The sequence below is a fragment of the Acetobacter syzygii genome, assembly GCF_000964225.1.
In the GTDB taxonomy this organism is placed as follows: Bacteria; Pseudomonadota; Alphaproteobacteria; order Acetobacterales; family Acetobacteraceae; genus Acetobacter; species Acetobacter syzygii.
On record NZ_BAMZ01000082.1, the window covers coordinates 57,762 to 82,218 of the forward strand.

Genomic DNA, 24,457 nt, shown 5'->3' on the forward strand with positions numbered 1-24,457 from the left:
ACGCCCTGCATTTATCATGCGGGATAAATAACGTCTATTCGACTACGGTTAAAATCTTCCATTTATTATTATAGAAAAATTATTTTATATATTTATTTGTTCCGTGCATTATCAATTGCTTTAACCGCCGCATCTACCTGCATGGATAATCCGGGCTGCCCTAATGTGGATGTTGCCCGCCTTGGGTCTCCCCCATAAATACCCTGTGCCGGAGAAGGGTTGGGAGCATGGCGCAGAGCATCCTCGCGCACCATGGATGGATCAACAGCAAGCATGAGTGATGTATCGCTTATATCTGCATGTTGACCCACATCCAGCCTGTGCCCGTTCTGTCTCAGCCATTCACTATACTGGTGAGGAATCACATCATAATAAGACCGTATGTACAACGCGCGTGCGCCTGTTGTCTGCCATCGCACATTCAGTTGTGCTGCAAGCCTTTCCAGATCCTTCTGGTAACCTCCATGGTCACCAATAAATACAACCAGCTTAAACCCCTGCACCCGAAAACTGTCGGCCACTGAAGTTAACATTTTTGCAAACACATCTGGCGGCAGCGTAATTGTTCCGGGAAAACGCATATGCGATGTACGGGGAGCCGTTCCACCCTCGGGCACATAAGCCACAACTGGAGCCACCAGAGTATGACCTGACTGGCGGGCTATTTTTTCAGCCTGAAAGAGAACGCGACTATTATGTTTGCCAACAGCTATGTAAGGACCACTTTGCTCGGTGCCCCCAACAGGAACAATGATGGTTGTAAAACCACACGATATATCCTGTTCAATTTCAGTCCATGTCAATTTTTCAAATGCGACTGCTTTAGGAATTTGTGTACATTGCGCCTGCGCTTTTGCCTGAAATGGGAAAAGCGTAAACAATGGCAATAATACCCCTGCAAACCATGCTTTTTTCATGATTTCTGAACCAGAAGCGGTGCCAGAAACTGACCAGTATAACTGGTTTTGCAAGCTGCTATTTGTTCTGGTGTACCTTCGGCCACAATGGTTCCGCCTCCATCGCCCCCTTCTGGTCCTACGTCTATAATCCAGTCGGCTGTTTTAATAACTTCCAGATTATGCTCAATCACAATGACCGTATTCCCCTGATCAACAAGAGCATGTAAAACTTCAAGAAGTTTTCTGACATCATCTGTATGAAGGCCTGTTGTTGGTTCATCCAGAATATAGACGGTCCGCCCTGTTGCTCGGCGTGCCAGTTCCTTGGAGAGTTTAATACGCTGCGCCTCCCCCCCAGACAGGGTTGTCGCCTGCTGACCCAAAGCGACATAGCCCAGACCAACTTTTTGCAAAATTGCCAATCGGTCACGAATGCGGTTCTGCGCCGAGAAAAGCGGATATGCCTCATCCACATTCATGGAAAGTACATCAGCTATGGTTTTCCCTCGGAAGCGAATATCCAGTGTCTCCCGGTTATAGCGTGATCCTTTACAGGCATCGCAGGTTACAAACACATCTGGAAGGAAGTGCATTTCTATTTTTAGCACCCCATCTCCCTGACAGGCCTCGCACCGTCCACCTTTTACGTTAAAGGAAAAACGACCCGCCTTGTACCCTCTGGCCTTGCTTTCTGGCAGTTCGGCAAACCAGTCGCGGATGGGGGTAAATAAATCTGTATAGGTCGCAGGGTTGGAACGCGGTGTACGCCCAATCGGAGACTGGTCAATATCAATAATTTTATCGAGCTGTTCCATCCCTTTGATTTTTTTATACGGCTCGGGTGATGTTGCAGCCCCCATAAGCTGACGCGATAGTGCCTTGTACAGCGTATCAATCACCAATGTGGATTTACCACTACCGGAAACACCCGTTACACAGGTAAATGTACCCAGTGGGAAGTGGGCTGTAACGTCCTTAAGATTATGGCCTGATGCACCTTCTACCGTCAGCATCCGTTTTTTATTCACGGGTCTGCGCTGCTCTGGCACCTCTATCCGCTTACGGCCAGAAAGGTACGCCCCCGTAAGACTATTGGGGTTTTTAGCAACCTCCGCCGGAGTGCCCTGTGCAACAACCTGACCACCGTTAACACCTGCGGCCGGCCCCATATCCACCAGCCAGTCCGCACTCCTTATTGCATCTTCATCATGTTCGACAACAATTAGTGTATTCCCAAGGTTTTTTAAACGGTCTAGCGTACCAAGAAGTCGCTCGTTATCACGCTGGTGCAGACCAATGGAGGGTTCATCCAGCACATAAAGTACCCCCGTTAGCCCCGAACCAATCTGGCTGGCCAGACGGATACGCTGGCTCTCCCCACCAGAAAGCGTGGCTGACCCGCGTGAGAGGGTCAGATAATCCAGCCCCACATCATCCAGAAACTTCAAACGTTCCAGAATTTCCCGCAGAATCCGGCGTGCAATTTCGGCACGTTGCGGAGTAAGGGTTGGTAAAACCGTATCAAACCAATCCAGCGCATGACCAATAGACAGGTCACATGCCTGCGCAATAGTCTTGTTAGCGACACGAACCGAGAGTGCCTCTGGCCGTAACCGTGCACCATGGCAGACATGGCAGGATTTTTCTGACTGATAACGGGAAAGTTCTTCTTTAACCCATGCACTATCGGTATTGGCCAGTCTTTTTTGCAGGCTGGTCAAAACCCCTTCAAAGGGCCGATCGACAACATAGCTTTTTTTACCATCCTGATAGGTAAAACTTATATTATCTTCAATCCCGTAGAGAATACCATTCTGGACCTCGGCTGGCAGGTCGCGCCATGGCGTATCCATACTAACGCCAAAATGCTTTGTCAGACTTTCCAGCGTCTGTTCCAACAGAGGGGATTTTGCATCTTTCCAAGGTGCAATAGCCCCTTTAGCCAGAGAGAGCGCAATATCGGGCACAACCAGAACCGGATTGAAGTACGTTTCCACCCCCAACCCGTCACAGGCAGGGCACGCTCCCTGCGGCGCATTAAAAGAGAAAAGGCGAGGTTCAATCTCTTCAAGAGTAAACCCACTGACAGGACAGGAAAAATGAGATGAGAACACAAGTTTTTCTGGTTCTCGCTCCTCGTTTTTCAGCACTTCCTCGGCATAGACAATACCGTCACTCAACCCCAGAGCGGTCTCAAAACTATCTGCCAGCCGAGCTTCCATACCGGGTTTGACCACCACGCGGTCCACGACCACTTCCACCGTATGGCGTAATTTACGGTTAAGGGCGGGAACATCTGCAATCTCGTACAATGTGCCATCCACTCGCACACGGGTAAAACCCTTGCGCTGGAGTTCGGCCAGTTCCTTGCGATATTCTCCCTTACGGTCCCGGATAACCGGGGCCAGCAGCATAAGCCTCGTCCCCTCGGGCATGGCCAGCACACGGTCCACCATCTGCGTGACTGTCTGCGCCTCAATGGGCAAACCGGTTGCGGGGGAATATGGTATCCCTGCCCGTGCCCAGAGCAGACGCATATAGTCGTAAATTTCCGTAACAGTACCAACCGTGGAGCGTGGATTTTTGGATGTGGTTTTCTGCTCGATGGAAATGGCGGGGGATAAACCTTCTATGGAATCCACATCCGGTTTACCCATAAGCTCCAGGAACTGGCGGGCATAGGCAGACAGACTCTCCACATACCGGCGCTGCCCCTCGGCATAGATGGTATCAAACGCCAGTGAGGATTTACCCGAACCCGAAAGCCCGGTCACAACGGTCAGCCGGTCACGCGGAATATCAATGTCAATATTCTTCAGGTTATGAACACGTGCCCCACGCACCCGAATGCTGTGCTGACCGGGAAGACCTGATTTTGTCATGGAGAGTTCTCTGCCGCCGTTCCTGTTTTGTCCTCTATTATGGCGCTTTAATCCATTCCTATGCAATCCATGAAACACACGGCAGCCATGGCGCCATGCAAAATAGCCTGTCCCGCTATTCCGCCCATTGCGCTTGCCACCATGATTGACCATTTACAGGCACAAGTGATGTACTGTGACCAAAAGCATGGCAGACACCCTTTTTGCCTGCACGATATAAATTTGAGGAACAAAGCCAGATGGAGCATCTGATCGGTCAACCAGCCCCGGGTTCGGACAAGAGCTTTGGCAGCTCCGGCGGGACCGCTGTTATTACCGAAGGCACACAGGCAACCTTTATGCAGGATGTTATGGAAGCCAGCCGGACAGTGCCTGTTCTGGTCGACTTCTGGGCAGACTGGTGTGGACCATGCAAACAGCTGACCCCCATTTTGGAAAAAGTTGTTACCGCCGCCAAAGGCAAGGTGCGGCTGGTTAAAATCAACATAGAAACAAACCGCGCACTGGCAGGCCAATTGGCACAGGCAGGCCTGCCGCTCCAGTCCATTCCTCTGGTTGCCGCTTTCTGGAAAGGGCAGATTCTGGACATGTTCCAGGGTGCCGTGCCCGAAAGTGAAGTGAAAAAATTTGTAGAAACCCTGCTAAAGGCCAGCGGAGGCGGCACCTTGCCTGCAACCGAGCAGCTACACGAAGCCGATGTGGCCATGGAAACCGGACGCCCGGCAGAAGCCGCCGCCATGTATTCCGCAGTCATTGGTGAAGAACCGGAAAACCCCAAGGCTTGGGGTGGCCTCATCCGTGCCATGCTGGCCCTTGATGACGAGGAGGCCGCCGCCGCCGCGCTGGCTGACGTACCAGCAAAAATTACAGAGGCCCCCGATGTAGCCGGTGCACGGGCTGCACTGGAACTTAAAAAGGAAGGTCGTCAGGCGGCAGAAGCCATGGAAGGTATTCGCGCACGGCTAAACGCCAATCCTGAAGATTACGAGGCCCGCTGCGAACTGGCGACAGCCCTGAACGCGGCAGGCAAACGCACGGAAGCCGCAGACGAGCTGCTTCACATCATCAAGATTGACCGTGAGTGGAAAGAAGGTGCGGCCCGCCAGCAGCTTCTGCGCTTTTTTGAAGCATGGGGGAACGAAGACCCCGCCACGCAGCAAGCCCGCCGCAAGCTCTCCTCCCTCCTGTTTTCCTGATCTGACCTTGCCAAGCGCTGCCCCCCCTTTTTCTGATGAAGAGGATGATGTTCCCCGCCGCATTCCACGGTTGGGGGACATGACCTTGGCGGATATTCCGCCAGAAATGGGGCTTTTCCCGCTTAGTGGTGTACTGCTTCTGCCACGGGGCAAACTCCCGCTTAATGTGTTTGAACCCCGTTATATTGCCTTGGTTGAGGATGCTCTGGCATCCCACCGGCTTATCGGTCTGATTCAACCACGCTGGCAGGAAGATGAGGATGAGGATAACGAGGCTCCTCCCCTTTATTCCATTGGATGCCTCGGCCGCCTGACCTCCATGACCGAACGGGCAGATGATACTTATGCCATAACCCTGACAGGTCTGCTGCGCTTCCGGCTTCTGCGGGAGACAGGGTTACGGAGGGGATACCGGGTGGCCCGGATTGATGTATCCTCCTTTGCGGGGGATCTTAACGAAATTCCCTCCGAACCGTTTGATAGGGCCCAGCTTCTAAGCTCACTCAAACATTATTTTCAAAAAAAAGGGCTGAATGCGCGCTGGTCCCTGATAGAACAGATGGACGACAGCCTGCTTCTGGTCACTTTACCCATGATCTGTCCTTTCCCTCCGGCGGAAAAACAGGCATTGCTGGATGCAGAAAATCTGACGGACCGTGTGCGGGTACTGCAAACACTGCTAGACTTGTCTGGTCCGGAACAGGAAGGCCCTCCTTCCTGATTACATAATGTGGGAACCGTTTTATGTCTGATACAGCTCCGCTTGATCCGCGCCTTCTGTCCATTCTGGTTTGCCCGGTAACCAAAGGTCCGCTGGTTTTTAATGCACAGACCAATGAACTGATTAGCGAAAAAGCCGGACTGGCGTTCCCCATCGTTGATGGTATTCCGGTTATGCTGCCAGATGAAGCACGCCGTATTGAAGGCTGATTGACGTTTTTTTCCCTCTGCTTCGGACCTGCCCATGCTTCTGGGAAAAAAAAACAGCCTTCTTGTTGGTAGTCTGCTCCTGCTGGGCCCCCTGCTAACAGGTTGCCACCATCTGATTGAGGGAGATGATATTGATCTCCCTCCCGAACGGCCAGGCCGCTTTTTGCCAGAAGCCGCACCAGCAGAGGCGCGGGCCGCACAAAGAGATGTGGAACGGCAGGAAAAACTGGAAGCAGCGCAGGAAGCCGCAGGCATAAAAAAGCCTGATACACCACCAAAACCCGAAGACCATTACGAAGTTCTGCCGCCAATGTATGATGGTGGCGGCACAGCCGGGCCAATGCGCACGGAAAATGGCCACACCATTACGCCACAGGCTCAGGCTGTGTACGGCAAGCAGGACGATACCCAGACGCAAAAATCCAAGTAATGCGCTCTGTTACTCATATCCTTCGTGCTGGTCAGATGTTCTGCGCCGTAACAAATCGCCTATGGCCATACCGATTACGCCGGTCATCATTCCCACGGCAGTGGGAATGGCTCCCCCTCCGGGCAGAAGCCCCACCAGAACACTGCTCAATGAACCAAAGCTGAACTGCATGGTACCCAGCAGGGCAGATGCACTCCCCGCCTGATGCCCATGCCGGGAAAAAGACATGACTGTGCCATTGGGGCCAATAAACCCCAGCGCACCCGTCATCCCCACAATAAAGATGCAAGTCAGCCACGGATGAGCCAGCCCCACAACACCGGTTAGCGCCAGCGCCACAAACACGCACCCCAATGCAAAGGCCCATAGAATGGCCCCTTCCAGCAAGGCTGGCATGGACACACGGTGTATCAGCCGTCCATTAATCTGGGTACCCAGAATAAACGCCGCAGCATTAGCCCCAAAAAACAGACCAAACGCCCCAGCCGAAAAATGCAACGTCTGCTCAAACAGAACAGGGGCACTCCCCAGATAGGCAAACATAACAAATGTGGAAAATGTTGTGATCAGCGCATTGGAAAAAAATACCGGCTCCCGCAGAATACTCCGGTAGCGCAACAGAATTTCCACCGGGCGGAAACGAATACGCTTAGCAACGGCCAGCGTATCGGGCAGCATCAACATAACACCAATAATGGCAGCCACGCCATACAGCGCACCAATCCAGAATATCCAGCGCCAGTCACCAACTTTTAGAACCAGACTCCCCAGCCCCGGAGCAAGAACAGGCATAACACCAAAAACCAGCGTTAACTGCGCCATAATGTGCGCACCTTTTTTGCCGGTTGCCACATCCCGCACAATAGCACGGGGAATAACCGCACTGGCGGAACCACCAAATGCTCCGATAAAACGAAACAGACAAAATAAATGGTACCCACTTGCCAGAGCGCACCCAACAGAGGCCAGAGCATACACCCCAAGCCCAACGACTAACGGTCCCTTGCGCCCAAAACGGTCCGACAGAGGTCCTTGCGAGAACTGACCAAATGCCAGCCCCAAAAACCAAGCCCCCAACGTAAACTGGGCCGAACCGGGCCCTCCCCCCAGATCCCGCTCAACAGAGGGAAATGCGGGTAGATACATATCTGTTGAAAGTGGACCTATGGCCGTTACCAGCCCCAGCAGAAAAATCAGCCGGAAAGGAAGAGTAGGCGTCTGGGGGGAAGAAGGGGCTGTCATCTCTTGAATACCAGAGGAAGAATTGTCACTCTTCTCCCGTCCCTTAGGTTTTGTCCACCACCTAAAACCGGGCACCTCCTGTTCAGTCATCGTATCCCAACAAAAAAGGCTGCCGGAATAACCGGCAGCCTTGGCCAGAGAATTACTCTGCTTTAGGGGCCTGTGCGGCCTCGGGCGGTGGGGGCATTTTGCCACCACATGCCGGCGGCGGACCGGGCGGATGATCTGGCTGCTCTGCAATCTGTTTGAGTTGCTTTTTGGTCAGAATATCGTGAATCTGGGCTTCAACCTGCAAACTATGAAGAGCATGCTGTGTGTGCAGGGCACTGATCTGCTGTTCCAGGTCCTGCAATTTAGCCTGATCAACCGGACCGGGTGTTGTCAGCACGGTACGGATCTGATCCTGCAGGGCATGGGCCTGCTCCATGCCTGCCTTTGGATCTTCAGGCTTGTTGGCATCCAGAACGGCCTTGATCTTTTTTTTCTGGGAGGATGTCAGCTTGAGTCCTTCCAGCCTTAAAATATGTCCACCCGGCCCCGGACCATGGTGCATACAGCCACATTCCGGCGGAGGAGGCGGCGGGGCACCAACTGGAGAGGCAGCCTCGTCAGCTCGTGCCGCAGCACCAGAAAAAGCTGCAAGGCCCATAACCAATGTTGTTGCCAGCAATGCTCTTTTCATCAATTCTGCCTTCGTTTCATATCATCTCTGCAAAGCGGCCTGCGCTCTGCCTGTTGAGAACTGTGGCATCTGGATATGTCTGAAAAAAGGCAAATATGCCTCCGACTATGGCACGGATGCCTCTGTTACCTTATTCATCCACCTAATTTTTTCTATGCTGGCTACGTTTATGGGCTAACCGCACCATGTTTTTGTTCAGTTGCCAGACAGCCATGCCGCAAACATTTGCGATGCAAAAATTCGCTCTTTCCATCCCACGATTTCTGGCGTTGCCAAGGACTCCACTTATGGCCAAGAAGGCGACATAGCGCACTTGTTGCAAACCATCTCATGGCATTCTCCCTTTATTGCTTCGCCATTTTATCATGCTCAGGGAGCAACATTTACCCCAACCCAAGCATTACAAGAAATTTTAAAGGGAGAAACGGAGTCCAAGCGCTAAGAGAAAACGTGTTTTTCAGAGGCTTAGGAAGAAGAACTGGTGGAGCCAAGCGGAATCGAACCGCCGACCTCTTGAATGCCATTCAAGCGCTCTCCCAACTGAGCTATGGCCCCACTGTTCTGTCACACATTGACCTGTGACCACGTCAAGCAGTCACGCTGTGTGTGTTGAGCCTCTTACAACCTCCTGAAAATGCTGACAACCCCTAATTTTTAATCAGACAGCACTTTCATATCCCGCAACGCAGCTATAAGTGGCAACAGGGGCAACCCCTGAATGGCAAATGCGTCTCCTTCTATATGAGAAAATAGCTGAATGCCCGGCCCCTCCAACCTGTAAGCTCCAACAGAACCAAGGCAGGCACCAGCTTCCACACTCAAATAATGTTCCAAAAACGTGTGTGAAAACATCCGCATGGTCAGTTTTGGTTCAGCCATATGCCGCCACAGGATCTGCCCATTCCGGCACAGAACCACCGCCGTATGTAAAACGTGCGTCTTTCCTCTTAACTGAAGCAATTGCTGGCGGGCACCATTCAGCCCCTCTGGCTTGTCGTACCATATTCCCTCGCAGGACAGCATCTGATCTGCACCGATCACAAGCGTATTAGGCTTTGTAACAGACAGAGCTTTTGCTTCGGCCAGACGCAGAGCAACCGTAGCAGGTGACCAGTTCTGCTCTTGCCCTGTTTTCTTAAGACAGGACTCATCCACGGCGGAAGCTTCAACCCCAAAGGCCAATCCGGCATTTTGGAGAATACGACGTCTGGCTACAGAACCACTTGCCAGCAGCAGTTTGTCTGCTCTGTTCTGTATTGGAGTCGGCATTAGTACTAAATCGGTCACGCGAACGAGTCTCTTTCAGATACTGGTCAAAAAAGGGCCTGTGAGTACTATCCTGAGTACCGGGGTACATGTGGATTGTACGGAGTTCAGAACATGGCCGTACCGAGTACCGGGCACAACCTGCAACTCTCATGAACCGGTGAGTTGTACACAGGGGTGGTTGGATGTTTTCTGGATAACCTCAAAAAGCCTTTATTTTGCAAGGGTCTTGAAACTGTACACACTGTGGGAAAGATGGGGTACATTTTTGGAATGCCGGGTACCCCGTTATCAACAGTACCCTCATACTTCATCAAACCTTTTTCTTTCTTTTTTTATAGGAAGAGGGGCGTGGACAGCGCGGACAAAGACGTGCAGGACTGCTGCTCATGACAACGCAAACACACATTCCCGCCGCCAAACGTCTGCTGAGAACTCTAAACGGGGAGGCTCTGTGGCCCCCGCCAATGTGGTTGATGCGACAGGCTGGGCGGTTCCTGCCAGAATTCCGCGCCATGCGTGCTCAGGCAGATTTTCTGACCCGTTGCATGACACCCGACATTGCAACTGAGCTTACGTTGCAGCCAATCCGCCGCTTTGGCATGGATGGTGCAATCCTGTTTTCAGATATTCTGATTCTGCCATGGGCTATGGGTCAGTCCCTGGAGTTTGTGGAAGGAACAGGCCCCGTTCTGGGAGCGATCCGTTCCGAGCAGGATTTGAATGCGCTTGATCCAGCCCGGATTGCGGAAGCAACAGCCCCTGTGCTGGAAACCCTCTCTCGGTTGCGCAAAGCCGTGGATGGGCCAGAAAGCATTGGCGCAGCCAAACCGGGTGCAACAACATTGCTTGGTTTTACCGGTGCGCCGTTTACTGTTGCCTGTTATATGGTCGAGGGGCGTGGCTCGCGTGAGTTTTCTGTAACGCGGAACATGGCTTTTTCTGAACCGGCTTTGTTTGACCGGCTTATGGCCTTGTTGACCGAAACAACGGCAACCTACTTGTGTGCCCAGATTGAAGCTGGGGCAGAAGCAGTTATGCTCTTTGATTCATGGGCTGGGTTACTGCCACCTTCTGAATTTCGCCGTCATGTCATTCAGCCCAGCCGACAGATTGTCCAGACTATCAAAGCTCGTTATCCGCATGTAAAGGTTATTGGTTTTCCACGTTTGGCCGGGGTTATGGCTGCTGAATATGCGCGCGAAACAGGCGTGGATGTTCTAGCGCTTGATACTGGGGCAGATATGGCAATTGTGCGCAATATGGTGCCAGAACATTTGGGGCTGCAGGGGAACCTGGACCCTGTTTCCGTTCTTGCCGGTGGTGAGGCTATGCGGCAGGAAGCCCTGCGTGTGCGTGAAGCCGGGCGGGGCCGTGCCCACGTCTTTAACCTCGGGCATGGTGTTCTGCCGCAAACACCTGTTGATCATGTGGCGGATCTGGTTCGCACAGTGCGGGAAACTGCCTGATGTCTACAGCGCTTTCTCAGGTTTTTCGCGGGCCGCTCAAACTGGTCATTTTTGACTGCGATGGTGTGCTGGTTGATAGTGAGGAAGCCTGTTGCCGCCTGTGTGCGCAAGCTGCACGGGATGCCGGGTGGGATGTTCCTGACCATCTGGCAGTGCAGACCTTTTCGGGCATGTCTTTGGCAACCATTCAGCCCATGATTGAGCAGCACGCAGGCAAACTGCTTGGTCCACAGTGGGAGCCGACCATGCAGCAGCGCTTTGTAGCGGCTATGAAAGAAGGCGTGGAGCCTATTATGGGTGTCCATGCCATGCTGGATGCCGTGCAAAAACTGGGTGTTCCCGTAAGGGTTGCATCCAATTCCTCCTGCGAGGAAATGGATGTGAAATTTGCCGTAACCGATCTGGCTCCGTATTTTAAAGGTCGTATCCATTCCGCACGAGATATGGGAATACCAAAACCCCGTCCGGATGTTTACCTGAAAGCTGCGCAGGCAGAAGGTGTTCTGCCGTGCGAATGTGTGGTGCTGGAAGATAGTGACCCCGGAGCCCAGGCAGCTGTTAGTGCCGGTATGGCATGTGTTATGCTGAGGCCGCCTGAAAAATCGATACCAGATTGGAAAGGTCTAGAAAGGATAGAGAAGTTATCGGATTTTCTAGATATTCTTTCCAAGTTGGTCAAGGATAGTTCATAATGGTTTTTGACGTACTTCTTCCGTGGGTCAGGTGGTTTGTTGCCTTCCATATTATGTCTGTTATGGCATGGATGGCTGGGTTATTTTATTTACCTCGTCTGTTTGTTTACCATTGTCAGGTCAAGGTTGGCTCTGCGGAAAGTGTGCGATTTAAAATTATGGAACGTCGCCTTCTTAAGGCTATTATGATTCCGGCCATGTGCTCCAGTCTACTTTTTGGTGTTCTGTTAGTGTTAACACCTGGTTCTGTTGATTGGAGTGCAGGTTGGTGGCATTTAAAACTGTTTTCTGTTGTCATGATGTTTGCATTTCAGGGTTTTTGTGGCCGGTGGTGTCGTGAATTTGCGTGTGACAACAATCAGCATTCCGAAAAATTCTATAGAATAGCAAACGAAGTTCCAACCATTCTCATGATGATTATTGTTATTATGGTTGTTGTAAGACCTTTTTAAGACCTGAAAATTCTTTGTTTTTTGAAAAGTGGTTAATACGCTCTAATTGAATTGGAGCTTACGGAGTAGAGATGCTCTGTTACAATGCGTGCTGACTGATAGAGACGGAATATGAGTGTGTTATGCAGGCATGATGCACGACTGTCCGGATTTTAAAAACATATGCAAAAATTATGGATTGTTTTTTTTGCATATGTTTGAATTGATGAAATTTAAAGAAACAGTTTAACAAGGAGAAGATAGCTGATGTCCTTAACTGTGCGTTCCGTTGCTGTTTTTTGTGGCTCCCGGATGGGGGAAAAACCAGTTTATAGGCAGACTGCTGAGTTGACTGGAAAAACACTGGCCGAAAAAAACATCCGCTTGATCTATGGTGGAGGGGCCAATGGATTAATGGGTGTTGTTGCCGATGCTGTTATTAAATCAGGGGGTGCTGTAACTGGCGTTATTCCCGAATTTTTAAAAACGCGTGAGCGTATGCACGATCAGGTTTCGCAGCTGATTGTTACGGATTCCATGCATGCGCGTAAACAGATCATGTTTGCTCAGGCCGATGCCTTTTGGATTTTACCGGGTGGGTTTGGCACGTTTGATGAAACCATGGAGATCCTGACATGGAAGCAGCTTGGCCAGCATAAAAAACCTATTCTGCTTGTAAATGTGGATGGTTGGGGGGATGCCATGGTTGCTATGCTGGATATGGCGGTTAATCAGGGCTTTGCCTCAGCCGAGGCACGAGCACTGTTGCAGGTTGTTCCGGACGTACAGGCTGCTTTGGCGTGCTCCATTATGTCGGAACAGGTGGATGATTTGCCTGTGTCGGCTCTTTAGTCTGGCGCGTTAATGCATTTCCTCTCTTGCTTATAAGGCAAGAGAGATGTATAGCGCATTCAGCCATAACGGAGTGTAGCTCAGCCTGGTAGAGCACTGTGTTCGGGACGCAGGGGCCGGAGGTTCGAATCCTCTCACTCCGACCATGGTTTTTCTGGAAAAATTTTAATACTCCCCACTGGGGAAGTCTTCTTTAAAGACAGACTTTTTATGCTCTGTTTTGTCCGGTTTAAAATCCTGTCAAAGCAACGTTTAACTTATGATGGTGCACGTTCTTATAAAAGATACAAATTGAGACGAATGAGCACAGGAAATTCCAAAAAAACATGATTTAAACAAGAAAAAACCCCATCCTCAACGATAAGGATGGGGTTTGCAGCACGGAATTGATGTGCGTGCTCAGGCCTGTTTGGCTGCTACCGTATAGGCTCCATCAACAGATGTATTAGCCGCAAACAGGCTGGGGGGGCCATCGTGCACGTGGCCAACCAAAAGGCTTTCCCAGCGGTGCATATCGGCCTGTCTGTCTGCAATAAGACCCTGATTGAGTTCTTCTAACCGTAGGGCTGCAAAAGATCCCAGTAGAATGCTGGAGACAAAAGCCGCACTTGCAATCAACCCGGGCAGGGAGAATGCATAATCCGACCAGTGCTCGGATTCCGGGAGTGACTGCCACAAAAAATGTGATAGGGCAGAATTATCTGTAAAATCCTGCCAGTGTACGGCCAGACCAGCGTGGAAAACGGAAAATTTAAGTCCACAGGTCATAAAAATAAAAGTGGAGCAGATCGCAAGGCTCAAGGCAGCAAGCCAGAGAGAGACAAAAGTTGTTTTTTTCCATGCCATGTGTCCGGCCTCCTAATTTTGGGTCTGTTAGGGGGCAAAAGCAGAACCGGTGCATGGGAGCACCGCGCTTTCTCCATTGTTTAAAATGTATATCAGGTATTCTTATTATGCAAGGTAAATCGTGTGAAAACCGCTTTTCTGACATGCCAAAAAAGAAGGAAATCTGCGCTGGTAACGACCAGTAACCATGCCCATTTTTAAAACATGTTTTTCTTGTTTGCTACGGGCAGACATTGAGTGGGGGCTTAAAATGAAGCAGGCAGGCAAGGTTAAAATAGGATTACTGGCTGTTCTGTTGGCAGGTGCAGTTCTATCTTTCCATTCCGCACATGCCCAACATGGTGGGGGTCACTTTGGTGGCGGACCGGGAGGCGGCGGACATTTTGGCGGCCCCGGCCCTGGTCCCGGCTTTGGTGGTGGATGGCATGGCGGTGGCCCCGGTGGCTGGGGTGGTGGTGGTTGGAGAGGCGGCGGCCCTTGGGGATGGGGCGGTAACTGGGGTTGGGGTGGTGGCTGGGGAGGCTACTATGGTGGCTACCCCGGATATGGCGCCTGGAACCCATATTGGGGGAATCCTTACTGGGCTGGTTGGGGCTGGGGGTGGTCCATGCCTTATGTATATGGCCGCACGGCCTATACGGAGTCTTATGGTGGGTCATACCCGCAATACGACCAGCCTCAACCTCCTGCTCCGCCACCAAATGCGGTGCCTCAGGTCGGTGGGCAAGTCTATGCCCCGGCATCCTACTATGCCAGTCCCGATTATGGGCAATACCCACCAACAGCCAATACCATGCCACCGCCATCTAACATGGCAGGTAGCGATGGAACGGCCATGTTTAACTGTAAAGATGGGTATTTTTACAACAACTTAACGCAGAATTGTGACAAGCGATAACAGGGCTGTAACTGGTTGCGTCTTATGCCAGGCGGGAAGCGCAACCAGTATTGTCATCAGGCCTGTGTGGGCAGGGGAGCCCCTTCCAGTTCCAGCAACCATACTTTGTCATTGACGCCCCCATCTCCTGAATATCCGCCCAGTCCGTTGCGGGCGAGTACACGGTGGCATGGAATAAGAATGGGAATGGGGTTACGCCCAACGGCTTGCCCTATGGATTGGGGGCTTCCGCCAGCTTTTTGGGCAAGTTCGCCGTATGTTATGGTGGTGCCAACTGGAATGGTCTGCAAAAATGCCCATACTTTTTGTTGGTATGCAGTGCCATAGGGTTCCAGTGGAAAAGGAAAAGCCCCCATAAGTGCGGGGTCATCAAACCACTGGTCCAGCCAGTCCCGTGCTTTGCAGAGCAAGGGTGTTTCGGTCTGGTCACGGCCCCAGCCCCAGTCCAGGGAAATGATTTTCCCATCCTCTTCAGATAAGGTGAGTGGCCCCAAAGGGGAGTGGAGGGAAAGCTGGGGCATGGTCAGGCACTTTCTGAATGAGTAATTGCGGCGGATATGAATACTGAACAGGGCAAAACCACCCTGACCTCTTAAAGTTCTCATATAGTCTGCTTTTTATTATTTTTTAAATCTACGTTTGCAGACAAAACTGCATTAAAAGCATTTGGCTGGAGTTAAGAGCGGAAACGGAAGGGAACAGGCACTGTGGGGTATCAGGGGGAAGGCACTATTTTTGCTCTTTCTACAGGGGTGGAGCGCGCGGCTATTGCCGTTATGCGTGTGAGTGGCAAAGGAAGTGCTGATCTTCTGGTAAGGCTCTGTGGTGCTTTGCCACCACCACGCAAAGCGGTTTTGCGGCGTGTGTGGCAACAGGCAGATGTGCAGGATACATTGCTGGATGAAGCCCTTGTGCTCTGGTTCCCCGGCCCCAGAAGTTACACGGGTGAGGATGGGTTTGAACTGCACCTCCATGCTGGACCGGCTATTATTCAGGCTGTTTCCAACGCTCTGGTCCAAGGTGGCGCACGGCCAGCAGAACCGGGGGAGTTCACCCGTCGGGCCTTTACCAATGGACGGATGGATCTGGTTGAAGCCGAGGGGATAGCAGACCTTATTGCGGCAGAAACAGAAAGCCAGCGCAGGCAGGCGCTGGCACAGGCCGATGGTGCTTTGAGCCGTGTTTATCAGGGATGGGCAGACCGGTTAAAAAAGCTACTGGCTTTTCAGGAAGCGTTGATAGATTTCCCCGACGAAGATCTTCCCCCAGAAGTGGAAGAGGAAATACGGTCCGGGATTCGCCAGTTGATTGCGCAGATGCATCAGCATCTGGCTGATGGTCAGCGCGGCGAGCGAATTAGGCGGGGGGTTGTATTTGCCATTACAGGCCCACCAAATGCGGGTAAGTCCAGTCTGTTAAACTGGCTGGTGGAGCGCGATGCTGCCATTGTATCGCCCATTGCAGGCACAACGCGGGATGCGCTGGAAATTGTTGGCAGTCTGGGTGGAATAAAAGTCACCTTCATAGATACAGCCGGACTGCGTGAAACCGAGGATGAAATAGAAGCCGAAGGGGTGCGTCGCGCATTGTTTCACGTGAAACAGGCAGATTGTGTTGTGCAGATGTTTGCTGCAACCGAAGCACCACAGAAAATTTTTCCCGGTGCATTGCTTGTTGGGAACAAGCTTGACTTGGCACCTCTTCCGGCAGAGGTAGAGGGCATTCCTGTTATTCCTGTCAGCTTAAAAAATGGACAGGGTCTGGATGTGTTGCGTACTTGTCTGGAACATAAAGTGCAGGCGTTAACGGCATCTTCCACATCCATGCCATTGCTGACCCGGGCGCGGCATAGCGCAGGTGTTAAGGAGGCTTGTGCCGCTCTGGAGGAAGCCTTGCAGCAGGAATGGCCGGAAGTGCGGGGCGAGGAGCTGCGGCTGGCCATGCGGGCCCTGGGGCGTTTAACCGGGCATGTTGGGGTTGAAGAACTGCTGGATGCTATTTTTGGGCAGTTTTGTATTGGTAAATAAAATGATGGTACAAGGCGTGGTGTTATGACGGTGTCTTACGATGTGATTGTGGTGGGAGGCGGCCACGCAGGGTGCGAGGCCGCAGCCGCAGCGGCACGTTGTGGGGCCAGAACACTGCTGCTTACACATAACAAAAAAACAGTCGGGGCCATGTCCTGCAATCCGGCTATTGGCGGTATTGGCAAAGGGCATCTGGTGCGCGAGATTGATGCGCTTGATGGGCTAATGGGCCGCGCAGCAGACCGGGCTGGTATTCATTTTAAACTGCTTAATCGCTCCAAGGGGCCAGCCGTGCAGGGGCCAAGGGCACAGGCCGATCGGATGCTTTATCGTCAGGCTATTCAGGATATGCTGGCGCAAATGCCCGGGCTAGATATTGTGGAAGGTGCTGCCGCGGATTTGTTGTGCCAAAGCACCGGGCAGATTTGTGGTATTGTCTGTGAAGATGGCAGGCAATGGCAAGCTGGTGCTGTGGTGCTGACAACAGGGACTTTTTTGGATGGTGTTATCCATATCGGACATAAGTCACAACCTGCTGGGCGCATAGGGGAGCAGCCCGCTATTGCACTGGCTCAGCGGTTGCGGGGAATGAACCTCCGGATGGGACGGCTAAAAACTGGAACTCCGGCAAGAATAGAACGCAAAAGCATTAATTGGAGTGTGTTGGCCGAGGATAAGGGGGATGCCATACCAGAACCCTTTAGCCGGATGACACAGTCCATTACAAACCCGCAGATGGTTTGCGGGATTACAAACACAACACAAAAAACACATGATATTATAAGGAAACATCTGCACTTATCGGCTGTTTATGGGGGGGCTATTTCCGGCCGTGGGCCACGTTACTGCCCGTCCATTGAAGATAAAGTAGTGCGGTTTTCTGAAAAAACCAGTCATCAGATTTTCTTGGAGCCAGAAGCTCTTCCCGAGCACGAGGGCGGCCATCTGGTGTACCCCAATGGCATTTCCACCAGCCTGCCCGCCGATGTGCAGGATGCCATGATCCGGTCTATACCGGGGCTTGAGCACGCGGTTATTGCCCAGTATGGCTACGCTGTTGAGTATGATTATGTTGACCCGCGTGAACTCACAACATCCCTAGAGTTGCGCCAATGCCCCGGCCTGTTTTTGGCCGGGCAGATTAATGGCACAACAGGGTATGAAGAAGCCGGCGCCCAGGGGCTGCTGGCAGGGGTTAACGCAGCCCGGTTGGCTGCGGGTCAGTCTGCCGTCAGCCTTGATCGGGGCAAAGCCTATATTGGCGTTATGGTGGATGACCTGACAACTCAGGGCGTAAGTGAACCATACCGGATGTTCACATCCCGGGCGGAATACAGGCTGACCCTCCGCGCAGACAATGCCGATATCCGCCTGACTCGTCTGGGCATGGAATGGGGGTGTGTGGGGGCTGAGCGCAAAACTGCATTTGAGCGCGAACTGGCTGAAATCGATTCTGTTACACAACGGGCGCAGGCCGAGGGCTGGCAACCACAGCAACTTGCCGTTGCAGGGATGAAGGTTGCGCAGGACGGTCGGCGTAGAACATTGCTGGAGGTTCTGGGCTATGGCGCTGACCCGTCAGTTGTGGAACAGATTGCACCGTGGTTCCTGAATGTGCCGGACCGTGTGCGGCAATATGTAACAACACAGGCTCGCTACAGCGGGTATCTGACCCGGCAGAACAGGGAAATTAAACAGCTGGAAGCCGAGACGGAAATCCGCTTTCCCGCCAGAATGGATTTTTCCTGCATTGGTGGCTTAAGTTCTGAAATGAAGGAAAGGCTGGAACAGGCCCAACCAGAAAGCTTTAGCGCTGCGCAAAGAATTCCCGGTATTACGCCATCAGCCCTTATGGCTATTTTGGCGTATCTGCGCAAAGGTCAGGACCATGCCCATGTTGGTTGAGAGTGTTTCTGTTTCACGTGAAACAGAAGAGCGTCTTCTGGCATATGCGGCTCTGCTCAAAAAATGGAATGAGCGGATTAATCTGGTTTCCCCCAAGGATATAGATAACCTGTGGGAGCGGCATATTCTGGATAGTCTCCAGCTTGTTCCTTTGATAAAAGGGCACAAGCAGTTTGTTGATATGGGGTCTGGGGGTGGTTTTCCCGGTATTGTGGTCGGCATTGCGGCCGATATTCCGGGGGTTCTGATTGAATCTGATCAAAGAAAATCCGCCTTTTTGCGTGAAGCGGCCAGAATAACCGGTGCAAAAATAACTGTTCTGCCGTGCCGACTGGACCAGGCCGAGGTGGCACCAGCCCCCGTTGTTACAGCCCGTGCATTGGCCCCGTTGGATAAACTGCTTGAATGGGCTCGTCCGTTGCTGGAGCCGGATGGTATTGGCCTGTTTCTTAAGGGGCGGCAGGCCGAGCAGGAAATTGAGGATGCGGCAAGGACCTGGCGGTTTGATGTCCGGTCATGGCCAAGCAAGACAAGCCCTGATGGTGTGATTCTGGAAGTGAGTAATTTTAATCGTGCAGAAGGCTAAAAAAAACAGAAAAAACTGCTGCATTCTTGCAGTAGCAAACCAGAAAGGTGGCGTGGGTAAAACAACTACGGCCATTAATCTGGCAGCATCTCTGGCAGCCGATGGCGCTCGTGTTGTGCTTCTGGACCTTGATCCGCAGGGGAATGCTTCCACGGGTGTCGGTGTCAGCTACGATGCCAGAAAGGGTGGGGCTTATGCCTTGCTTATGCACGAAAAAACAGCACAGGATGTTCTCCAGCCAACCGAGATAGACAACCTTTCCGTCATTGCCGCTAATACGGAGCTGGTCGGTGCTGAGATTGAGCTGGTTGATACGGAAGGGCGCGAACACAGATTGCGCGATGCTCTGGCACCACTGGCCCAGCAGGTTGATTATATTATTATTGACTGCCCACCCAGCTTGGGCCTGCTTACCCTGAACGCCCTTGTTGCGGCCCAAGGTGTGCTGGCTCCTCTCCAGTGCGAGTTCTTTGCGCTTGAGGGGTTAGGGCATCTGGTTAAAACCATTGGGCATGTGACCAAGAACCTGAATCCAGATCTCAAGATCGCGGGTATTGTGCTGACCATGTATGATAAACGCAATAATCTGTCGGAGCTGGTTGCAGCAGATGCGCGCAGCTTTTTTGGCGATGATGTACTTGAGACCATTATTCCCAGAAATATTCGTATTTCCGAGGCGCAAAGCCATGGTTTGCCGGTCATGACATATGATTCCCGTGCAACCGGCGCAACGGCCTATCAGGCTCTTGCCGCTGAAATTATGAGGAGAACGGCATGAGCACACCACCACGGAGCAAGTCTGCATCCCGCCCAAAACTGGGGCGGGGGCTTGCCGCGTTACTGGGGGATGCCGCTGGTGCATCCTCGGGTGATAAAGGGACTGTTGCTGAACATAAAGGTGGTGCTGTGAGTGTTCTTCCTGTTGAGGCTCTTGTGGCCGGGCCTTTCCAGCCACGGCAGGATATGGAGCCGGGTGCTCTGGAGGAACTGGCCTCTTCCATCCGCGAACGCGGGATATTGCAGCCTATTCTGGTCAGACCAGACCCGAATAAAAAAGGGCAATACCAGATTATTGCAGGTGAGCGGCGTTGGCGTGCTGCCCAGCTTGCCCAGTGCCACGATGTGCCGGTTCATGTTCGGAACCTGAGCGAAGCCGATGCCATGGCTGCTGCGCTGGTGGAAAACCTCCAGCGTGCGGACCTGAACCCGGTGGAAGAGGCCGAAGGCTTTAACCGTCTAATGGACGAATATAGCCTGACGCAGGAGGATCTGGCCAAAGCTATTGGTAAATCTCGCCCTCATGTTGCCAACACATTGCGTTTGCTCAAGTTGCCAGAGGCCGTTCGGGCCGAGCTTAAAAAAGGCGCTCTGTCTGCCGGGCACGCAAGAGCATTGCTCGCGCACCCCAATGCTACGGCCGCTGCGGCTGAAGTTATTGCCAGAGGTCTTTCCGTCCGTCAGACGGAAGCTCTGGTGCAAAAGGCTCTGGAACAACAGAACCGTAAACCTGTTGTGGAAGAAAAAAAGGATCGTAATCCAGAAATTGCAGCGCTGGAGCGTGATCTGGCAAGTAGACTCGGTTTGAAGGTCGCTGTTAATTTTGATGGCCGCAAAGGTGGTTCATTGGAAATCCACTACAAAAGTCTTGATCAGTTGGATACAGTTCTGGCGCTGCTAAAATCTTGAATTTTCAGTCTTGTGTTCGTTAAAAAGGGGTGGTAAAAGACCCCAACTTCAGCCCAATAGGCTGTAAGGGTGCATAGCTCAGTTGGTAGAGCAGCTGACTCTTAATCAGCGGGTCCAAGGTTCGAGTCCTTGTGCACCCACCAAGCTTTTCCTTAGCTTTTGGTGGTTTTTTATGCTCCATTTTAACGGGAGCATAAATGCGAACTGTTTCCATAAATTCTGCATGTATGGCTGCGTCATCACTTTGTCGCACGAGTCATGTGAGCCTATTTTGGGTTCATAAAAATGTATAAGCTATGCACTGCCCTTATTTGTTCATGATGCACAGATAAGGTGCGAGCCTAACGGCCAGAAGCCGCCGTCTATGGCGTGACCTTGCTGGTCAACTGAGTCCATGAGGTGCAATTATGCGTTTTTCTCTTCTGCTTTTATCTGCATTGGGGCTGGCAACGCCCGCATTCGCTGATGAGCTTCCCGTAACTGCAGAATTTGCTGCCCAGCCTAAATTTGCACCCGCATATCATGCCATGAGCACGCTTCCACCATGGGTCAGTGGGTTAAAAGCCACATCGGTACCAGTTGAAAAAACCAGTATTGATGGCAAACCTTATCTGCTGGGCCATATGTGCAAACCCCATGATTGCGCAGATTACCAGTTGGAAGTCATTTTTACACCAGATGGTCACAAGGCGTGGGGGTTCCTGTCTGTTGTAAACAACGGCGCGCTATATCAAATGCCATTGGGCGAACCAACACAGTCGGTGCTGGAGGCGCTTAAAGCGGCCTATAATACAAACAATCCCGATCGGCCTGGTCATGGCCCAAGCACTGGCAAAACAGCTCCAGCATCCCCATAACATTAGGTATGACCGGATTTCAGTGCGACCTTTTCTCCCAATCTGCTGTGGCACCGCATGTGGCTGTGCCAGCAGAACTATGGGAAAAACTGGCCAGATCCGCTTTTCGGCAGCGGTTTCATCTCAATGCGCAGGATATGGCTTACCTGCGGGAAAAAGGTTTGCCGCTTGTTCTTGAGCATGGGCAGGATTTTATTGCCCGCCGTCTTGCTCCAGCATTACCCCATAAGGATGGGCGGCAAACACCATGGAAGGGTCACCCGGTTTTTGTGGCGCAACACGCAACCGGTACGTGTTGCAGAACCTGCTTGGCCAAATGGCATAATCTGCCATCTGGCCGGCGGTTGACCGCGCATGAACAGGCTTATGTTCTCAGTGTGTTAACCCACTGGTTGGAGGGCGAATTAGCACGTTCGGTTAAAGCAGTCAGATCCAGACCGGTAAGCAAGAATAGTCAGCCCACACCTTTTCAGGCTCCCGGAGTGGAGGGCTGACGGTCCATCAGTAGCGATGTGACTGCTTTTTTAAACGGTAAAAATTTATCGGCTACGCGCAGGCATCCTTCCCGTATCTGGCGGAAGGGTGGGCCATCATGGGTATAGAGGGAGGCTATGCCATTTGTGCCAGCAAACAAAAAGGCGGTTGCCTTACGGTGTTGGCGTTCAAATGCCCGAAGGGCTGTGGCCGAACCTGCATCTCCATTTCCGGCCACGGCAGCCAGAACATGCTGTACCAGTGTTTCCTGCCCTTTAAGGCCCAGATTAAACCCATGTGCAGTAATCGGGTGCATACCCACGGCAGCATCGCCAACAAGTGCCAGCCTGCGGTTGGTAAACCTATGTGCGTAAACCCCTTTAAGTGGGTACACATGCCGGGTGCTGACCAGCCGCATGGCCCCCAGGCGATTCCCGACACGGCGCATGATTTCAGCATTAAAAGCCTCACGCGGCATATGGGCTAGCTGTTCAATCTCTTTGGGGGGCAGGGTGAGCACAAGTGAGGATGCCATGCCATTTACGGGGAGCAGGGCAATTGTCTGTCCCTCATCAAACCATTGCAGGGCAACATTGTGGTGAGGAGATTCGTGCGCCATGCGGCAGACCATCATGGACTTGCGGAAGTCATGCACAATGGCACCAATACCCGCCCTCTGGCGGGTGGGAGAAAACCGTCCGTCTGCTCCTACAACCAGCTTTGCATTGATCTGCCCATGTGTATGGTGGACGGCCGCGTAGTCGTGCCCTTGGCGAATAGTCTGCACACTTGTGGCAGGTAGAAGAGTAATATTGGGCGTGTGGCTGGCCGCAGCAAACAGGGCGCGGCGGATCTGGTTATTGGAAACCAGCCAGCCGAGCGCATCCACACCTTCCCCCCGTGTGTCAAACGTTAAGGGGTGGCGGAAGCTGCCGGTCTCAATCCGTGCTTCCTGTAGGGGGCACACAACAGCTTGTGGAATAAGCGACCACGCACCGGCCTGTTCCAGCAGACGGACTGAATGGTGGGTCAGGGCGATCTCGCGCCCATCAAATCCGGGTTCAGACCATGAGCTGAGTGGCGCACGCTCCACCACCGTTACCGAAAGACCTCCCTGCGCCATAAGAAGAGCGGTTGCCAGCCCAACTGGCCCGCCACCAATAATGGCAACGTCTGTGTGCTCAATGTTGGACATGGGGGTTAGTCCTTGTCTGCGCCAAAGGTTACGGGGTGTCCGTGCCAGCGTGCGGTAAACAGCTCCGGGTCAGCGCGTTTTGGGGTATGGAGGGGGCCATCGGGAGTGCCGACAAACAAAAAACCTGCCAGTCTGGCCGGGGCAGCAAACCCCAGATCAGCCGCCAGAATGGCATCATCCACCAAAGCGCCAGAAACCCAAACACCGCCAAAACCAGTGGCATGTAAGGCGTTAAGGATATTCATGGCACCCGCGGCTACACACATTTCCTGCTCCCAGAGTGGAATTTTATGTTCAGGTCGCAGGTGCATACCCAGTGCAATAATCATGGGCATGGTAGAAAACCGGCTACGCCGTTTTTCAATTTTGGCGGCAGGTGCTTCGGGTTCGACACGCGCCATGCTGGCCACAATACGTTCGGCCAGAGCCGGGCGGTCATCCCCTTCAATAACAACATAACGCCAGGGCTGGAGCCGCCCATGGTCGGGCGCACGCATGGCCGTGCTCAGGATTTGCGTCAACTGGCTGGGTGAAGGTGCTGGGTCCTTCAGCCGGTCGGTGGATGCGCGGGAGAGAAGCATGTCCATAGGCGTCATGGTCTGGACCTTTGTTGCTAAAGAGGGAGCCGCAAAGTGTTACTGCGGGAACGCAGGAAGTGGCGCACCCCCCATAAGATGCAGGTGAAAATGCGGCACTTCCTGCCCGGCATTGGTGCCTGCGTTGGTAATCAGCCGGTAGCCGTTATGGTCCAGCCCCAGCGTGTGGGCAATCTGGCCGGCTGATTGCATGACACCAGCAATTTCCTCCGCAGGGGCTGTTTGGCTGAAGTCCATAAAAGACACATAAGGTTTTTTGGGAATGATCAGCACATGAACAGGGGCTTTTGGGGCAATATCCTCAAAAGCCAGAACCCATTCGTTTTCAAACACGGGTTTGCACGGAATTTCGCCACGCAGGATTTTGGCAAAAATATTCTGCTGGTCATAAGGGCCTTTGCCGGTCACAGCCATGA

At 52.5% G+C, this 24,457-nt stretch carries 26 protein-coding genes and 3 tRNA genes; 18 read left to right on the top strand and 11 right to left on the bottom strand.

Annotation, left to right across the window (positions count from 1 at the left end; translation table 11 throughout):
- Nucleotides 1-92: 92 nt before the first annotated feature.
- On the bottom strand, nt 93-917 hold the full coding sequence (locus Absy_RS12000) for a creatininase family protein (RefSeq protein WP_048854989.1): 825 nt from the start codon (nt 915-917) through the stop codon (nt 93-95).
- On the bottom strand, nt 914-3,781 hold the full coding sequence (gene uvrA, locus Absy_RS12005; protein WP_048854990.1) for an excinuclease ABC subunit UvrA: 2,868 nt from the start codon (nt 3,779-3,781) through the stop codon (nt 914-916). The genes Absy_RS12000 and uvrA overlap by 4 nt, the downstream gene beginning before the upstream one ends.
- A gap of 239 nt (nt 3,782-4,020) precedes the next feature.
- Here uvrA and Absy_RS12010 point away from each other — a divergent pair, with 239 nt between their 5' ends.
- The 4 genes from Absy_RS12010 to Absy_RS12025 all read left to right on the top strand — a co-directional run bounded on the left by Absy_RS12010 (nt 4,021) and on the right by Absy_RS12025 (nt 6,337).
- Nucleotides 4,021-4,977 (top strand): tetratricopeptide repeat protein, encoded by a 957-nt coding sequence (locus Absy_RS12010; protein ID WP_048854991.1) that lies wholly within the window; start codon nt 4,021-4,023, stop codon nt 4,975-4,977.
- 79 nt (nt 4,978-5,056) lie between these two features.
- Nucleotides 5,057-5,698: an LON peptidase substrate-binding domain-containing protein gene (locus tag Absy_RS12015; protein WP_084597192.1), complete on the top strand. Its 642-nt coding sequence runs from the start codon at nt 5,057-5,059 to the stop codon at nt 5,696-5,698.
- Nucleotides 5,699-5,721: 23 nt separating this feature from the next.
- The gene (locus tag Absy_RS12020) at nt 5,722-5,907 is read left to right on the top strand and encodes a Trm112 family protein (protein ID WP_048854993.1); all 186 of its coding nucleotides are present in this window, start codon (nt 5,722-5,724) and stop codon (nt 5,905-5,907) included.
- Nucleotides 5,908-5,941: 34 nt separating this feature from the next.
- Nucleotides 5,942-6,337 (top strand): hypothetical protein, encoded by a 396-nt coding sequence (locus Absy_RS12025; RefSeq protein WP_048854994.1) that lies wholly within the window; start codon nt 5,942-5,944, stop codon nt 6,335-6,337.
- 9 nt (nt 6,338-6,346) lie between these two features.
- Here Absy_RS12025 and Absy_RS12030 read toward each other — a convergent pair whose 3' ends face one another.
- From Absy_RS12030 to Absy_RS12045, 4 genes are all read right to left on the bottom strand, one after another.
- Nucleotides 6,347-7,579 carry a multidrug effflux MFS transporter gene (locus Absy_RS12030; RefSeq protein ID WP_048854995.1) on the bottom strand — a complete coding sequence of 411 codons (1,233 nt, stop codon included), beginning with the start codon at nt 7,577-7,579 and terminating at the stop codon, nt 6,347-6,349.
- Nucleotides 7,580-7,721: 142 nt separating this feature from the next.
- Nucleotides 7,722-8,261 carry a Spy/CpxP family protein refolding chaperone gene (locus Absy_RS12035; RefSeq protein ID WP_048854996.1) on the bottom strand — a complete coding sequence of 180 codons (540 nt, stop codon included), beginning with the start codon at nt 8,259-8,261 and terminating at the stop codon, nt 7,722-7,724.
- Between the two features lie 479 nt (nt 8,262-8,740).
- Nucleotides 8,741-8,816 (bottom strand) — tRNA-Ala (locus Absy_RS12040).
- A gap of 99 nt (nt 8,817-8,915) precedes the next feature.
- Complete coding sequence (locus Absy_RS12045; protein WP_048854998.1) at nt 8,916-9,548, bottom strand: Maf family protein; 633 nt, start codon at nt 9,546-9,548, stop codon at nt 8,916-8,918.
- 368 nt (nt 9,549-9,916) lie between these two features.
- On the opposite strand from Absy_RS12045, the gene hemE reads away from it, so the two are divergent.
- The 5 genes from hemE (at nt 9,917) to Absy_RS12070 (ending at nt 13,117) form a co-directional block, all read left to right on the top strand.
- The gene (gene hemE / locus Absy_RS12050) at nt 9,917-10,996 is read left to right on the top strand and encodes a uroporphyrinogen decarboxylase (RefSeq protein WP_048854999.1); all 1,080 of its coding nucleotides are present in this window, start codon (nt 9,917-9,919) and stop codon (nt 10,994-10,996) included.
- Nucleotides 10,996-11,688 carry an HAD family hydrolase gene (locus Absy_RS12055; protein ID WP_048855000.1) on the top strand — a complete coding sequence of 231 codons (693 nt, stop codon included), beginning with the start codon at nt 10,996-10,998 and terminating at the stop codon, nt 11,686-11,688. Before hemE ends, Absy_RS12055 begins: the two co-directional genes overlap by 1 nt.
- On the top strand, nt 11,688-12,140 hold the full coding sequence (hemJ, locus tag Absy_RS12060; RefSeq protein WP_048855001.1) for a protoporphyrinogen oxidase HemJ: 453 nt from the start codon (nt 11,688-11,690) through the stop codon (nt 12,138-12,140). The genes Absy_RS12055 and hemJ overlap by 1 nt, the downstream gene beginning before the upstream one ends.
- 246 nt (nt 12,141-12,386) lie before the next feature.
- Nucleotides 12,387-12,971 (top strand): LOG family protein, encoded by a 585-nt coding sequence (locus tag Absy_RS12065; RefSeq protein WP_048855002.1) that lies wholly within the window; start codon nt 12,387-12,389, stop codon nt 12,969-12,971.
- A 69-nt stretch (nt 12,972-13,040) separates the two neighbouring features.
- Nucleotides 13,041-13,117: transfer RNA gene (locus Absy_RS12070), tRNA-Pro, on the top strand.
- A gap of 253 nt (nt 13,118-13,370) precedes the next feature.
- Here the strand turns inward: Absy_RS12070 and Absy_RS12075 are convergent.
- On the bottom strand, nt 13,371-13,817 hold the full coding sequence (locus tag Absy_RS12075; RefSeq protein WP_052945766.1) for a hypothetical protein: 447 nt from the start codon (nt 13,815-13,817) through the stop codon (nt 13,371-13,373).
- Nucleotides 13,818-14,034: 217 nt separating this feature from the next.
- Between Absy_RS12075 and Absy_RS12080 the strand changes: the two genes are divergently transcribed.
- Entirely contained in the window at nt 14,035-14,715 is a 681-nt protein-coding gene (locus tag Absy_RS12080; RefSeq protein WP_219810141.1) for a hypothetical protein, read from the top strand.
- Between the two features lie 56 nt (nt 14,716-14,771).
- Here Absy_RS12080 and Absy_RS12085 read toward each other — a convergent pair whose 3' ends face one another.
- Nucleotides 14,772-15,236, bottom strand: coding sequence for a methylated-DNA--[protein]-cysteine S-methyltransferase (locus tag Absy_RS12085; RefSeq protein ID WP_048855004.1), 465 nt, complete (start codon nt 15,234-15,236; stop codon nt 14,772-14,774).
- Nucleotides 15,237-15,422: 186 nt separating this feature from the next.
- Between Absy_RS12085 and mnmE the strand changes: the two genes are divergently transcribed.
- The 8 genes from mnmE to Absy_RS12125 all read left to right on the top strand — a co-directional run bounded on the left by mnmE (nt 15,423) and on the right by Absy_RS12125 (nt 22,270).
- Nucleotides 15,423-16,742: a tRNA uridine-5-carboxymethylaminomethyl(34) synthesis GTPase MnmE gene (mnmE, locus tag Absy_RS12090; RefSeq protein ID WP_048855005.1), complete on the top strand. Its 1,320-nt coding sequence runs from the start codon at nt 15,423-15,425 to the stop codon at nt 16,740-16,742.
- Between the two features lie 24 nt (nt 16,743-16,766).
- Entirely contained in the window at nt 16,767-18,647 is a 1,881-nt protein-coding gene (gene mnmG / locus Absy_RS12095) for a tRNA uridine-5-carboxymethylaminomethyl(34) synthesis enzyme MnmG (RefSeq protein WP_048855006.1), read from the top strand.
- Nucleotides 18,631-19,233: a 16S rRNA (guanine(527)-N(7))-methyltransferase RsmG gene (gene rsmG / locus Absy_RS12100; RefSeq protein WP_048855007.1), complete on the top strand. Its 603-nt coding sequence runs from the start codon at nt 18,631-18,633 to the stop codon at nt 19,231-19,233. Before mnmG ends, rsmG begins: the two co-directional genes overlap by 17 nt.
- On the top strand, nt 19,220-20,011 hold the full coding sequence (locus tag Absy_RS12105) for a ParA family protein (protein ID WP_048855008.1): 792 nt from the start codon (nt 19,220-19,222) through the stop codon (nt 20,009-20,011). The genes rsmG and Absy_RS12105 overlap by 14 nt, the downstream gene beginning before the upstream one ends.
- The gene (locus tag Absy_RS12110) at nt 20,008-20,919 is read left to right on the top strand and encodes a ParB/RepB/Spo0J family partition protein (protein ID WP_048855009.1); all 912 of its coding nucleotides are present in this window, start codon (nt 20,008-20,010) and stop codon (nt 20,917-20,919) included. Before Absy_RS12105 ends, Absy_RS12110 begins: the two co-directional genes overlap by 4 nt.
- 67 nt (nt 20,920-20,986) lie before the next feature.
- A tRNA-Lys gene (locus Absy_RS12115) sits at nt 20,987-21,062 on the top strand.
- 264 nt (nt 21,063-21,326) lie between these two features.
- Complete coding sequence (locus Absy_RS12120; protein WP_052945767.1) at nt 21,327-21,776, top strand: Ivy family c-type lysozyme inhibitor; 450 nt, start codon at nt 21,327-21,329, stop codon at nt 21,774-21,776.
- Nucleotides 21,777-21,784: 8 nt separating this feature from the next.
- Nucleotides 21,785-22,270, top strand: coding sequence for a DUF4186 domain-containing protein (locus Absy_RS12125; RefSeq protein ID WP_084597182.1), 486 nt, complete (start codon nt 21,785-21,787; stop codon nt 22,268-22,270).
- On the opposite strand, the gene ubiM is transcribed toward Absy_RS12125, so the two are convergent.
- Genes ubiM through Absy_RS12140 form a run of 3 tightly spaced genes read right to left on the bottom strand, consistent with a single transcriptional unit; the run spans nt 22,246 to nt 24,455 of the window.
- Entirely contained in the window at nt 22,246-23,445 is a 1,200-nt protein-coding gene (ubiM, locus tag Absy_RS12130; RefSeq protein ID WP_048855010.1) for a 5-demethoxyubiquinol-8 5-hydroxylase UbiM, read from the bottom strand. The two genes, Absy_RS12125 and ubiM, sit on opposite strands and share 25 nt — an antisense overlap.
- A gap of 5 nt (nt 23,446-23,450) precedes the next feature.
- Nucleotides 23,451-24,041 (bottom strand): nitroreductase family protein, encoded by a 591-nt coding sequence (locus Absy_RS12135; RefSeq protein ID WP_048855011.1) that lies wholly within the window; start codon nt 24,039-24,041, stop codon nt 23,451-23,453.
- Between the two features lie 39 nt (nt 24,042-24,080).
- Nucleotides 24,081-24,455, bottom strand: a complete 375-nt coding sequence (locus Absy_RS12140) for a histidine triad nucleotide-binding protein (protein WP_048855012.1) — start codon at nt 24,453-24,455, stop codon at nt 24,081-24,083.
- Between the last annotated feature and the right edge of the window lie 2 nt (nt 24,456-24,457).